Source organism: bacterium (assembly GCA_037128595.1).
GTDB lineage: Bacteria > Verrucomicrobiota > Kiritimatiellia > CAIKKV01 > CAITUY01 > JAABPW01.
In genome coordinates, this window is record JBAXWB010000008.1 from 80,425 (window position 1) to 93,424 (window position 13,000).

Consider the following 13,000-nt stretch of genomic DNA (forward strand, 5'->3'; position numbering starts at 1 on the left):
TGTCATCACTTTTGTCTGGAAAGGAGATTTTTCATGCCATCCCCCGCTACGCCTGACATTTATAAAGCCATGTTCATGGAACTGATCATGATGTTGTCCTCATCTGCCATGCAGCAGCTGGGGAAAATCATCGATCCGATGACCGGGAAAACGGAGCTTAACCTTGAAGCCGCTCAAGCCACCATCGATATGCTTGAAATGCTGGAGGCAAAAACCAAGGGGAATCTGGACCATGATGAGGATCGGCTGGTTAAAAACATCCTTACGTCACTGCGGATGAACTACGTGGAGACCTCGGCTACCGCCCCGGCCAAGGCACCGGAAGCCGCGCCCAAGGCCAGTTGACGGGCTGGCACTAATATTCCCACATTAGTCCTGACACGGTCCCGCCACGCCTTATCAGCGGCGGCTACGTAGCCGCGCCTGATAAGGCGTGGCTCTTTCAGGAAAGGTTAGTAACCACTCAGCAACCTGACAACTCAACAACTTATTTTCTAGCCGGACGTTCAGGATACAGCGTCCAATAATTGATGCGCCCATCCTGATATTCGAATAACCGGAAAGAGGGTTGCCGATCCCAGAATCGAGCCAACGCGGGCGCGACATAAACCGGAACGGTTCCGATCCAGATCATCTCGTCCCGATGAAAATGGCCGGCAAATACCCCTTTCACGCCGGGGTATTTCTCAAATAATTGCAGCCACCGGGAATCGGCAACGTCACTCCAGGACCCGGCTCCCTTTTCCTCATTTCCCAGCACATCGCGCAAGGGGGGCCGATGCAAAAATATCAGGGCAGGCCCCGTCGAGGCCCCTATCAGTTTTTCAATAGTGGCTCGTTCACTCTGCCAGGCACTCCGCTTCTCACCAGGCGGAATCTCGGACGAGAGAAAAAGACAAGCCACGCCCTTGATCATCACCCTCTGCTCCTTGACCCCGAACGTTTCATCAAAAAGGGCCTGGGTCCGGGCAAAATCGTCCTGGAGAATGTCATGATTGCCCGGCACGCAATACACCGGCACCGTCAACCCCTTCAGCACCGCCACCCCGTCCCGAACCACCTGCTCATTCCGGATGGAATCCGCAAACAGATCGCCCGTCACCGCCACAAATTGAACTTTTACCGGCAGCTGACTGATCAGGTCGACCGCACTCCGGGTCATCGCGATGCCGTCTTTAGCGCCCCAATGGGTGTCAGAGAGCTGGACGAAATAAAAGTGAGCCCCCGCCCCCGTGGCCGTTTGTTCGCTCTCCCTTGCAGGCGCGCATCCTCCCGCCAGAATCAATACCAGCACCAGCCACAGCCTCAGCCCGACGCCCTTATCCATGTTGCCCCCTGCTGGAAGTCATTTCCGCCAGACGCTGCTTCAACGCCTCCAAGCCCGCCCCGCTCAAGGCGGACACCGGCAGTGACCCCGGATACATTCCAAGCAATTCCGAAATCCGTTCACTGGCCTCCGGCGTATCGCATTTATTGAATACCAGCAGCGCAGGGACCTTGTCCGCGCCCATTTCAGTCAGGGTTTCGAAAACCACTTCACAATGCTCACTCACATAGGGATGTCCGGCATCCGCCACATGAATCAGGACATCCGCCTGCGCCACCTCTTCCAGCGTTGAACGGAATGACGCAATCAGCCCATGCGGGAGGTGCCGGATAAAGCCGACTGTATCCGTCAACAAGGCATCCAAGCCCTCGGCCAGATGAACCAGCCGGCTCTTGGTATCAAGCGTGGCAAACAGCCGGTCATCCACATAGGCATCGGTGCCGGACAAGGCATTCAGCAGGGTAGACTTCCCGGCATTGGTATAGCCCACCAGACTGACGGCGGCCCAAGGCCGTCTCGAACGGGTCCGTTCGCGCCGCTCCTGAATGGTTTCCAGCTTGTCTTTCAAGTCCTTGATCCGGCGGCGCATCGGCTCATTCCTCAGGCGCAGGGGACTCTCTCCCGGGCCCTTCATCCCGATCCCCCCGCTGAACCGCGCCTGCTTTTCAGAAACCGGCAATCGTCCAACCAGATATTGAAGCTGCGCCAACTCCACCTGAATCTGGGCTTCGGCCGACCGGGCCCGCCGGGCAAAGATCTGCAGGATCACCTCGGTCCGGTCGATCACCTTTACGCCGATCGCCTGATCCAGGTTATTCACCTGAACCGGCGAAAGCTCATTGTCGAAAATCACCAGATTGGCATTCACCTGCTGACACGCCTGCTTGATCTCCTCGATTTTCCCTTCACCCACAAAGTACCTCGGGGTCGGGGCCGGCCGATTTTGCGAGAGGGACCCCAGCACCACAGCCCCGGCGGTATCCGCCAGCCGCTCCAGTTCCTCCAGGGAGTCCTTGGCCACGATCCGCCCCGCACGCCCGACCACCACCTGAACTAACAAGGCCCGTTCACTGGCAATCTGACTGAGTTGACCTTTAATGCTCATTTTCGAATCATCCCTTCACACAAATCATCGGCTCCAGGCGGGCGACCATTCGCGCCAATCCGGCGCCTGCCGAGGCCCGCACCACTTCACTCACATCCTTATACGCTGCGGGGGCCTCTTCGGCAACGCCACGATAGGACCGGGTTTTGATGGTGATATTCCGCCCCCTCAAGGTCTCAACCACATCTTCGCCGCGATATTGCTTCAAGGCCTGACTCCGGCTCTGACTGCGCCCCGCCCCATGGCAGGCGGAACTGAAGGCCAGCTGATCCCCTTCTACCGACCCCACAAGGATGTAGGAGGCGGTCCCCATGGTGCCCCCGACCAGAACCGGCTGTCCGACGTCGCGATAGCACGCCGGCAGGGCCGGACTGCCCGGTCCCAGCGCACGGGTGGCTCCTTTGCGATGCACAAACAGACGCTTCTTTCTTCCCGCCACCTCGTGATCTTCCAGTGAGCAAAGATTGTGAGACACATCATACAACAGTTCCAACGGCGCCTCCCCCAGTACGGAACGGAATACCTCCCGGACAAAATGGGACAGGATCTGACGGTTCGCCAGGGCACAGTTGGCGGCCGCACACATCGCCCCGTAATAACTCTTGCCGGGCGGAGAATAGGCCGGCACCGACGCCAGCTCACGGTCACGCACCGTGATCCCGTACTCGGCCGCCTCCATCACCATGCGTCGCGAAAATTCAGTGGCCACCTGATGGCCCAACCCGCGTGATCCGCAGTGGATACTGACCACGACCCCCTCCGGCACCAGGCCAAACGCACGGGCCACCGGCTCATCGAAAATCTCCCTGACCACCTGAACTTCGAGATAATGATTACCCGCCCCCAGCGTTCCCATTTCCTCCACCTGCCGGCGCCGGGCCTCTTTGGAAACCTCATCGGGATCGGCATCAACACATTGCCCCTGATTTTCAATGCGCTCCACATCGCCCGGCAATCCATACCCTTCTTCCACCGCCCACTTGCCTCCCCCGGCGAGCATGGCGGTCATTTCGCGCGCGTTTAAACGCAAGCGGCTGGTACTCCCCACCCCTGCGGGGACATGGTAGAAAAGGGCATCCGCCAACTTGGCCCGGACAGCATGAAGATCTCGGTAGCTGAAGGGCGTCAGCATGGTGCGAACCCCGCATGAAATATCAAAACCGACTCCCCCTGCAGAAATGACCCCACCCTCCTGTGGATCAAACGCGGCCACTCCGCCTATGGGAAACCCATATCCCCAGTGGGCATCAGGCATCGCATAGGCCGCATTTACGATTCCCGGCAGCGCCGCCACGTTCGAAAGCTGCTCATAAACCTTATTATCCAATTCTTCAATCAGGGGCTCAGACGCATACAACACGCCCGGCACCCGCATCCCGCCGGTCCGGGGGATCTCCCACGCCCATTCGGATCGCTTGATAAGGCTTGTCTTATTCATCACCTGCCTCCTCTCACACATCGACGACACACTGCGCCACCCACCCGCCCTGCGGATCCTGCCAGACCTTTAACTCATAGTAGGTCGCCGCCTTCACCTCGACGGAGGGCTCGTGTCGATCAATATCCAGAAATTCACCCCACAACTCACCGCTCAGCCGATGCGTCTCAATGCTGACGCAAAACCGGGAAAACACCATCCGCCGTATCGACATTTCCCTCACAATGCTGTTCAGCCAGTCCGCAAACAGCATTTCATCATCCTGCGCCTCACACGCCACCCGCACCCGGGTGCCCGGCACCACCCGCTCCAACGGCACCATGATTGCAATGACCGCCAACCCGGCCTGCTCAAATGCCTCAGCCAGCGTGGCCCCATATCCGCGAACCCCGATATCCGCCTGATGCTCAAAATGTTCCCATCGTGCATTCATGGTTCTGTCATCCCTCATGGATATGTTACCACGCCCGATTGACAGGCCAAGATGATTCTGAAATACTGGTTTCAACTTTTTCCACCCAGTGAAATGGACACCTGACTATGCAACTGAATGACGAACAAAAAACACTTGTAACTCAATGGGTCAAAGAGGGTTGCGGCCTTTCGGAAATCCAACGGCGCATGACCGATCAATTCAAACTGAGCCTCACCTACATGGATGTGCGCTTCCTAGTGATTGAGCTCGGCCTGGACATTCAAGATAAACGCAAAAGCCCCCCTATCACGCAATCGATCGGGCCTGACGCCCTCCCAGCCGATGCCACCGCTATCCCGGAAACAGAAGAGATCCCCGAACTCGTTCCGGAACCCGTGCCGGGAACTGGCGGCGTGACGGTGGATGTCGACCGGTTGACCCTGCCTGGCTCCCTGGTAAGCGGTACGGTGGTATTTTCAGATGGCGTGAAAGCCAATTGGTCCCTGGATCAGGCCGGGCGCCTGGCGCTGGGCGCCAAAGACAAGAATTACCGCCCCTCCGCCCAGGATGTGCAGGAATTCCAAATGGCCATTGCCCGTGAACTGCAAAAGCGCGGCTACGCCTGATATCCTGATTACCAACCCCGACTATTCCCGAGTCTTGCCCAAGGAGAACGCTCATGTCTTTTGAAAGCGGAAGTATGACCTTCCGGATGTTTTACCTCCAACAGCTGTTACCCAAGGACTATGTCGCGCGTTTCGCCCGGCGTGCAGCCCCGCCCATCACCACCCTCGGCGATACCCCCATCCAGGGCTGGGTCACCGGCCGCCACCTTCTGGACACGAACATCAATGCGGACACTGCGTTCTGGGCTAGTTACCTCCGGCTGTCCCTGATGCGCGCTGAACGCAAAATCCCGGAATCCCTGTTACGGGCCGAATGCCGGATGGAAGAACTCGCCCGCATGATGGCGGAAGGCCGCGCGGAACTGGATCGGAAGACCCGCAGCGAAATCCGCAAGGAAATCGAGGCCCGTCTCCTGCCCACGATGCCGCCTCAATTGAAAGGCATGGCCCTGGTGCATCTCCCGGAGAGCCATGATGTCTTTGCCGAAGCCACCTCCGACAAACAGGTCGATGCGCTGGAAGCCGGCTTCCGGGAAGCACTGGGGTTTGGACTGATTCCGGCCACCCCGCAAAATGCCGCCGCCAAGCGCCTGCATATTGATGTGCGCGATCTCGCCGCCTCAAGTTTCTCCCCTGACTGCGAGGATGATGCGGCCGACAATAATGCGGGTCAGGATTTCCTGACCTGGATGTGGTTTTACTCCGAGACCCGCGGCGGCACCATCAAACTTCCCTCCGGTGGGGACTTTGCCATCATGATTGAAGGCCCCCTGACCTTTGTGCTTGAGGGTCAGGGCGCCCACGAGACCGTCTTGCGGCGCGGCACCCCCGAAATCAGCGTGGAGGCCAAGATCGCCCTGCTGAGCGGCAAGAAGCTCCGCAAAGCCCGGCTCCTGATTGCCCGCGGACAGGACACCTGGCAGGTCACGCTTGACGCTGATCAATTTATTTTCAGGGGCTTAAAGTTGCCCGAAGGCGAAAAACTGGAGCCGATCAGCCGCTTCCAGGAGCGCATGACCTCCCTCTCCACTTTCACCACCGCATTCCTTGAGATCTATGACTGTTTTCTCAAGGAGAGAACCAATGAGAAAACCTGGGCTAAAACACGGGAAGCCATTCATCACTGGGTCAGTGAACGGACGGCACGCAAATAGGGCTAACAGGGAGCTGAAATGAAATTATCCATTGTCATTCCTGTCTATAATGAAGCCGCGACCATTCTGGACATCCTGAAACTGGTGGCCAGTATTGAGGTTGGACTGGAGAAGGAACTCATCGTGGTGGACGACTGCTCCAAGGACGGGACCCGCGATGTGCTCAAGCAGGTGGCAATCGATCATCCCGAATGGCGGGTGCTCTATCATGACATCAACCGGGGCAAGGGCGCGGCCTTACGCACGGGCTTTGCTGCCGCCACCGGTGATTTCGTCATCATTCAGGACGCCGACCTCGAATACGATCCCCGTGAATATCCCCTCCTGTTGCGACCCCTTCTCGAAAACCGCGCAGACGTCGTGTTTGGATCTCGCTTCCTGGGCGGCGGCCCCCACCGGGTCTGCTACTTCTGGCACTATCAGGGCAATAGATTCCTGACCACCCTGTCCAACATGCTGACCAATCTGAACCTCACCGATATGGAGGTCTGCTACAAGGTCTTCCGGCGGGAGGTCCTGAAAACCATCTCCCTCAAGGAAGACCGGTTCGGGTTTGAAGTTGAAATCACCGCCAAGGTGAGCCACGGCAACTGGCGCATCTACGAAGTGCCGATCTCCTACTACGGCCGATCGTACGAGGAAGGCAAGAAAATCACCTGGAAAGATGGTTTTCGCGCCCTCTGGTGCATCATCAAATACCGCTTTGTGGACTGAGCGCCTGCTACATTCCAGGAATGAACTTCTGCTGGGGGTCCATCCCGGCGATGAATTCGGCCAGCAGTTTCGAGCAGTTATCCAGATCATCCAGCGAGATGACCTCCACCGAGGTATGCATATAGCGGTTAGGAATGCTCACCAGGGCCGCAGCCACCCCGGACCGGTTCACCTGCATGGCATTCGCATCCGTCCCCGTCGCCGAGGGCTCCGCGGTAATTTGAAAGGGAATCTTGTTCTTTTTGGCAGACGCCTCCATCACCCGGGCCAACACCGGATTGATGTTGGGACCGCGATGCAGCGTCGGGCCCTTGCCCAGTTTGCACTCGCCGGTGCGTTTGACTTCTCCCCCGGGATAATCCGAGGCAAACCCGACATCCACGGCAATCCCCACATGCGGATCAATCCCGAAAGCGCTCGTGCGGGCTCCCCGCAACCCGATCTCCTCCTGGACACTGGTCACGCCGTAGACCGCCACCTTGAGTTTGCGCCCTTTTAACCGCCGCAAGGTCTCGGCCACCACGAACGCGCCCGCCCGGTCATCAAATCCACGCCCGGCCACCAGATTGTTCATCATTTTTTCGAGACCGACATCAATCGTCACATAGTCGCCAATGTCGACGACCCGGGCCGCGTCCTTGCGGTTCTTCGCGCCGATATCAATCCACATCTCGTGCAACTTGATCGCCTTGCCCCGCTCTTCCGCTTCCAGCATATGAATCGGCTTGCGTCCGATCACGCCAAACACCGCTCCCTTCGCCGAGTGGATCTTGACGCGCTGTCCGCTGATCACCGCTGGATCGATGCCACCCACCGCCGCGAAGGAAAGAAACCCGCGATCCTCAATATGCACCACCATCAGCCCGATTTCATCGCAATGCCCCGCCAGCATCACCCGGACCGGCGCCCCAGGATTGATGACACCGATCAGATTGCCATGCACGTCGGCACGGACTTCATCGCAATAGTCCGCCATCCGCTTTTTGAAAATAGATTGAATGTGCCATTCGAACCCGGAAGGACTGGCCACCCCGATCACCTGTTTCAGAAAATCAAAAGAATCTTTTTGCATGACAGAATTACTCCTCCATTGAATTTCTAAAAGGTATCACGGACAGGGATTTCGTCAATCCCTCAGGCAAATCCCTATTCCCCAAACAGCCTCTCCAGAGAATGGCGAAATCATCACAAGGCAAGGAGCGGATCAGCGATGCCCACTTCCGTGAAGGCGCCCGCCCGTTCGGCGCAGGAGGGACACTCCCCGCAGGGTATGGCACCCCCGCGGTAACAGGTCCAGGTATGGGCGTAGTCCACGCCCAGGGCCAGGCCCAGCCGGATCTCATCGGCCTTACGCATATGCACGAACGGGGCTTCCACCGTCACGGGGGTACGGCGGTTCAGCTCCAGCACCGCGTTGATGCGCTCGAGGAAATCCGGCGTGCAATCCCAGTACCCGTAGCTGTCCTGGGTCTGGGCGCCATAGAAGAGCGCAGACACTCCCCGCGCCTCCGCGTAGGCCGCCGCGACGGAGAGCAACATCATATTCCGGTTAGGCACGTAGGTGGGCGGTTGCGTCAACTCCGAAGCCGTCAAATCGGCCAGCCGCGGCACGGCCATCCGCTCATCCGTTAAGGTGGAGCTGCCGGGCGTCAACGCCCCGAAAAAGCCCATATCCACCACATCATGCGCCTTCACCCCGGCCGCCTTGGCCTGCCAGGCCGCCGCCTCTAATTCCCGCAGGTGCTTCTGGCCGTAAATGAAGGACAACGCGTAGACTTCCTGCGCCCCCAGCCTCTGAATCACGTAATGCAGCAGGGTCGAGGAATCCATGCCTCCTGATAATAAGACTACGGCTTTCATTTCAGGGCACCCCTAACACCTTGTGTAATTGGACCTGCAGCCGGACGGGAAGCCCCGCCTCGAGCACCCAGGCGGCCAGCATACTGGCAGAAACCCGCTCTTGCACCGGACTGAACAGGACGGCATGGCAACGGCGGGCAAGGTCATGCTTCTCAACCAGACGGCGGGCCCAGACGAAATCGCGACGGCTGGAAATGACCAGCTTCACTTCATCATAGGCGCGCAACCGGTTCAGGTTCCCCATATCCATGGACGCCGCTTCGCCACTATCGGGCGACTTGATATCCATCACCGCGATCACCCCTTCAGGGATGGCCGAAACATCCATGCTCCCATTGGTTTCCACCAGCACCGGCCGCCCCTTCCCCGCCCCGTGCAGGGCCAGCGCCAGCGCCCGGAAGCCGGGCTGCGCCAAAGGTTCCCCGCCCGTAATCTCCGCAATGGCGGCCGAACTCGCCGCGAACTGCCGGGCCAGCGCCCCCATGGAGGTCTTTTTGCCCTGCGGATAGCTGTGGATTGAGTCGCAATACCGGCACCGCAAATTACACCCGCTCAGCCGGACAAAAAAACAGGGCAGTCCCGACCAGGTCGATTCGCCCTGAATGGAGGTAAAGGTCTCGGTCACGAATACGGAATTAGACTTCATCCCAATAGCTCGCGGTGGTCCCGGGGGTTTCGCATATGGTCACCTTGGACACACGATGTGATGCGTTGTTCAGATGCTGACCAAGCTTCGCGAACAGGTAGCGGGCCAAATGCTCGGACGTGGGGTTATCCCGCAGAAAAGCCGGCACTTGATTGAGATCGCAATGATCGACCTCTTTCATGACCTCCTTGATGGCGGCCTTGATATCCCGGAAGTCCACTAACATCCCCAACTCATTAACGGCTTTACCCTGGACAAATATCTCCACATCCCAGTTGTGGCCATGCAGGTTGGCGCAGGCCCCATCATAACCGATAAGCCGGTGAGCGGCTGAAAAATGCGTTTTAACACTCAATTCAAACATACATCACATCCTTCACGACTTAAACTGGTAACATGCCTTGATCTCATCAAAACGCTTCCCGTTGAGATAGGCCGCTATGGCGGTATCGTAGCCGGCCGTATGGGCAAACGCCTTTTGTGCCAGTTCAAAACGGGTCTTCAACGTCAGACGTCCCTGCCCGGCCTTCAACTCCCTCGTCACCCCGGCATAATCCACGGGATCCGTTACCGACGCCACCCGCAGGAAATTCTTCGCTGACGCCCGCACCATACAGGGCCCGCCAATGTCAATGTTGGCACGCGCCATTTCCGGCGTGGCATCCGGCTTAGCCACGGTCTGGACAAAGGGGTACAGATTGACGATCACCATATCCAACGCCACCCCCTGCGTCCGCTTCAGGTCCTCGACATGGGCGGGATTATACGTCTCGCTCAACAACCCCAGGTAAATCTTGAAATCCAGGGTTTTGACCAGCCCGCCCTGCATTTCCGGCTGTCCCGTGTAGTCCGAAACAGAAATCAGATTCTTCGAATCCCGGCCCAGGATGTCCCTCAAGGCCGTGAAAGTGCCCCCCGTCGAATAAATCTTCACGGCCGGATTGATCCTGAGCAAATCAGGAATAAACTGATCGAGTCCGGTCTTGTCCGACACACTGGCCAGAACGTTCTGAATCATTACGCCATCATCAATTCGCTGCACAAAGTTAACCGCCATACCACTACTCCTGTTGTTTGCTTTTGAGCATTATGCCAGAAACCGCGAGTCACAAAAGACAAGATTTCACTCCCCATCCGTTTCGCATCATGAAGACGGCAGCAAGGCGTCCGTGTTTTTCAGCCGCTGCGCCATTTCCTGCAACAAAGCGAGAATCACAGCGGGATTCTGACGGAGCATCGCCTCCATATTGGCGGCGGATATGGTCACGAGCTGTGTTCCCGCCTCACCGACCACCGCACTGGCGGAGCGGTTCGCCTTCAGCAACATGGCCATCTCCCCGAAATATTCCCCCTCGTGCATCACCTTCAACACCTGAGCCCCCTTCGTCAATTGCACTGAGCCAGAGATAATGTAAAACATGGCATCCCCGGGGTCCCCCTCATTGAAAAGAACGTGATTTTCCTCATAGCCCTGCCGGTATTTCCGTAACCGTTCGGCATACTTATGACGTTTTTCAGGGGATACGAACAACTCTCGCACCAGGATGGCCTCACGCCAGTGAATGCAGGCCGCTACCTCAATCCCGAGCAGGATGGCCACAAAGGAGTAGTAGATCCAGATTAACAGCAGGAACACAGCCTTCAACGAGCCAAAGGCATAGCCGTAATCCGGATTGAACTTCATGACTGCGGTGAAGGCCGGGCCCATAAACCCTAACAGGACCGCAGTCACCAGTCCGCCCGTCACCACCGCGCCAATACGCAGCCGCACCGGGGCAAATACATAATAAATAATGGAGAGCAGGACCACGGTTATCAGCACCGGCAGCAGGATATCCGTCAATCTCAGGACCAATGGCATCTTCCCGGCAATGAAACTGCCGACGACGGCATAAGCGATCTCTCCCACCACCAGCAGGAACAGCATAACCAACATCAGGAAAACTGCCGCGCCATCCAACAGTTTTTCCTTGAGGAAAGGAAGCGGCCGATCCCGCTTATAAATCTGGTCAAACGCCCCGCGAAAGGCACCCGCCAGGGGAATGACCGCCCAGAGCAACAACAACAAACTAATGCCGCCCCAGGTCTTCTGGATCGACAGCCCCTCCACTTCGCGGATAATGACGTCACTGAACATCGGCATCAACTGGGAGACAACGCGCTCAATCGCGTCCATGGTCACCTGGGAGGAGACCATGGAACGTCCGGCCACAAACAGCAGAAGCAGAACCAGGGGGAACAGTGCGAAAAAGGTGTTATAAGCCAACACAGCCGCCTTCTCCAACCCCTTGTTCTTGATAAAGGAGAAGAACGCCTCCCGCAAAACGAACCCGGCAAAATCAATGGATTTAAATAGTTTCATAGGCCACCCCTCCACCATACCTGATTCAGGCCCATTGAAAAATCAAAAATGCCCCAAGGTTTGACTGGACTCACCGCCACAGTCTTGGGTAGCATCCCCACCCAGAAAAAGAATGCGCCGAGTGCGCATGAAAAGAGAAAAATATGAAAAAATATAATGTTTGCGTTGTCGGTATCGGAGCAGTAGGAACCGAAATGATCCGCCTGCTCAAAAAACGTAATTTTCCTATTCAATCTTTAATCATCCTGGCACGCAGCGAACGCACGGAAATCATCGATGGCGAAAGCTATCCCGTGAAGGTAGCCGCCCCGGAAGCCTTTGACGGCATGGATTTCGCCTTCTTTGCGGGAACGGAAGGGGCCAAGGGCGCCTCCCAGACCCTGGGCTGGGAAGCGGCCAAGCGTGGCTGTATCGTCGTGGATAACGGAGATGACTTCCGCATGGATCCGCGCGTCCCGCTGGTGATTCCGGAAATCAATCCGGAGGCGCTGGATAACCACCAGGGCTTTATCGCCAACCCGAACTGCAGCACCATCATTGCCCTGATGCCACTGGTGGCCATCCATAAGGCGGCCCGCATCAAGCGCCTGGTTGCCAGCACCTATCAAGCGGTCTCAGGAACCGGGAGTGCGGCGGTCAAGGAACTCGACGCCCAGGCGAAGGCCTGGGCCGCCGGGCAACCCCTGCCCCGCGAAGTGTATCCCCATCAGATTGCCTTCAATCTGATCCCCTGCGTCGGCTCCTTTAAGGATGACTCCGGGGAATCCACCGAAGAAATCAAAATGCGCAAGGAGACCCATAAAATCCTCGATGCGTCCATCCGGGTGGCGACCACCTGCGTGCGCGTCCCGGTCTTTAACGCCCACAGTATTGCCATTAATATCGATCTGGAAAAACCGCTTTCCGTGGAAGCGGCCCGGGCGCTATTGGCCAAGACCCCCGGAGTTCGCGTGGTGGATGATCCCAAAGCCAACGCCTATCCGATGCCCCTCCAAGCCTCGGGCCAGTATGACGTCCTGGTCGGGCGTATCCGCAAGGATTACAGCTCGGAAAACGGATTGGCGCTGTGGTGCGCCGGGGACAACATCTGGAAAGGTGCCGCACAGAATGCGATCCAGATCGCTGAAGTCATGATCGCCCGCGGCCTGATCAGGAAATAACCCTCGAAAATAACAAAACCCCGTAACCGGAAACGGTTGCGGGGTTTTTTATTGTCGGGCGCCTGGAGCTGAAAACCCGGGAATCCCAGGGGCCCCTTCCCATGATTGAGGGGTATTCCAAGGCATATCAGAATCATTTTCCGTGGCACAACCGCCCGCCAGGCAGAGCCCCAAGGCCATCACCAGCAATAGC

At 57.5% G+C, this 13,000-nt stretch carries 15 protein-coding genes; 5 read left to right on the forward strand and 10 right to left on the reverse strand.

Annotated elements, in window-relative coordinates; genetic code table 11:
* Positions 1 to 33 precede the first annotated feature (33 nt).
* Positions 34 to 345 carry a DUF1844 domain-containing protein gene (locus WCS52_06700; GenBank protein ID MEI6166865.1) on the forward strand — a complete coding sequence of 104 codons (312 nt, stop codon included), beginning with the start codon at positions 34 to 36 and terminating at the stop codon, positions 343 to 345.
* 142 nt (positions 346 to 487) lie between these two features.
* Here the strand turns inward: WCS52_06700 and WCS52_06705 are convergent, their stop codons facing one another.
* The 4 genes from WCS52_06705 to WCS52_06720 are packed head-to-tail and all read right to left on the reverse strand — an operon-like array spanning position 488 to position 4,303.
* Positions 488 to 1,327: a metallophosphoesterase gene (locus WCS52_06705; GenBank protein MEI6166866.1), complete on the reverse strand. Its 840-nt coding sequence runs from the start codon at positions 1,325 to 1,327 to the stop codon at positions 488 to 490.
* On the reverse strand, positions 1,320 to 2,432 hold the full coding sequence (hflX, locus tag WCS52_06710; protein ID MEI6166867.1) for a GTPase HflX: 1,113 nt from the start codon (positions 2,430 to 2,432) through the stop codon (positions 1,320 to 1,322). Before hflX ends, WCS52_06705 begins: the two co-directional genes overlap by 8 nt.
* Before the next feature lie 7 nt (positions 2,433 to 2,439).
* On the reverse strand, positions 2,440 to 3,870 hold the full coding sequence (locus WCS52_06715) for an RtcB family protein (protein ID MEI6166868.1): 1,431 nt from the start codon (positions 3,868 to 3,870) through the stop codon (positions 2,440 to 2,442).
* A gap of 13 nt (positions 3,871 to 3,883) precedes the next feature.
* Positions 3,884 to 4,303 (reverse strand): archease, encoded by a 420-nt coding sequence (locus WCS52_06720; protein ID MEI6166869.1) that lies wholly within the window; start codon positions 4,301 to 4,303, stop codon positions 3,884 to 3,886.
* A gap of 107 nt (positions 4,304 to 4,410) precedes the next feature.
* On the opposite strand from WCS52_06720, the gene WCS52_06725 reads away from it, so the two are divergent.
* The 3 genes from WCS52_06725 to WCS52_06735 are packed head-to-tail and all read left to right on the forward strand — an operon-like array spanning position 4,411 to position 6,779.
* Positions 4,411 to 4,911, forward strand: a complete 501-nt coding sequence (locus WCS52_06725; GenBank protein MEI6166870.1) for a hypothetical protein — start codon at positions 4,411 to 4,413, stop codon at positions 4,909 to 4,911.
* Positions 4,912 to 4,964: 53 nt separating this feature from the next.
* Positions 4,965 to 6,065 (forward strand): recombination-associated protein RdgC, encoded by a 1,101-nt coding sequence (rdgC, locus tag WCS52_06730; protein MEI6166871.1) that lies wholly within the window; start codon positions 4,965 to 4,967, stop codon positions 6,063 to 6,065.
* Positions 6,066 to 6,083: 18 nt separating this feature from the next.
* Positions 6,084 to 6,779: a glycosyltransferase family 2 protein gene (locus WCS52_06735; GenBank protein MEI6166872.1), complete on the forward strand. Its 696-nt coding sequence runs from the start codon at positions 6,084 to 6,086 to the stop codon at positions 6,777 to 6,779.
* A gap of 7 nt (positions 6,780 to 6,786) precedes the next feature.
* Here the strand turns inward: WCS52_06735 and WCS52_06740 are convergent, their stop codons facing one another.
* The 6 genes from WCS52_06740 to WCS52_06765 form a co-directional block, all read right to left on the reverse strand.
* Complete coding sequence (locus tag WCS52_06740) at positions 6,787 to 7,851, reverse strand: M42 family metallopeptidase (protein ID MEI6166873.1); 1,065 nt, start codon at positions 7,849 to 7,851, stop codon at positions 6,787 to 6,789.
* A gap of 113 nt (positions 7,852 to 7,964) precedes the next feature.
* Complete coding sequence (gene queC / locus WCS52_06745; GenBank protein ID MEI6166874.1) at positions 7,965 to 8,639, reverse strand: 7-cyano-7-deazaguanine synthase QueC; 675 nt, start codon at positions 8,637 to 8,639, stop codon at positions 7,965 to 7,967.
* A gap of 1 nt (position 8,640) precedes the next feature.
* Positions 8,641 to 9,285: a radical SAM protein gene (locus WCS52_06750; GenBank protein MEI6166875.1), complete on the reverse strand. Its 645-nt coding sequence runs from the start codon at positions 9,283 to 9,285 to the stop codon at positions 8,641 to 8,643.
* Positions 9,275 to 9,649, reverse strand: coding sequence for a 6-carboxytetrahydropterin synthase QueD (gene queD, locus WCS52_06755; protein MEI6166876.1), 375 nt, complete (start codon positions 9,647 to 9,649; stop codon positions 9,275 to 9,277). Before queD ends, WCS52_06750 begins: the two co-directional genes overlap by 11 nt.
* Positions 9,650 to 9,661: 12 nt before the next feature.
* A complete protein-coding gene (locus tag WCS52_06760; GenBank protein MEI6166877.1) occupies positions 9,662 to 10,342 on the reverse strand; it encodes a hypothetical protein in 681 nt (226 codons plus the stop codon).
* Between the two features lie 87 nt (positions 10,343 to 10,429).
* Positions 10,430 to 11,647, reverse strand: a complete 1,218-nt coding sequence (locus tag WCS52_06765) for a YhjD/YihY/BrkB family envelope integrity protein (protein MEI6166878.1) — start codon at positions 11,645 to 11,647, stop codon at positions 10,430 to 10,432.
* A 143-nt stretch (positions 11,648 to 11,790) separates the two neighbouring features.
* On the opposite strand from WCS52_06765, the gene WCS52_06770 reads away from it, so the two are divergent.
* Entirely contained in the window at positions 11,791 to 12,807 is a 1,017-nt protein-coding gene (locus tag WCS52_06770) for an aspartate-semialdehyde dehydrogenase (GenBank protein MEI6166879.1), read from the forward strand.
* Positions 12,808 to 13,000: the final 193 nt, after the last annotated feature.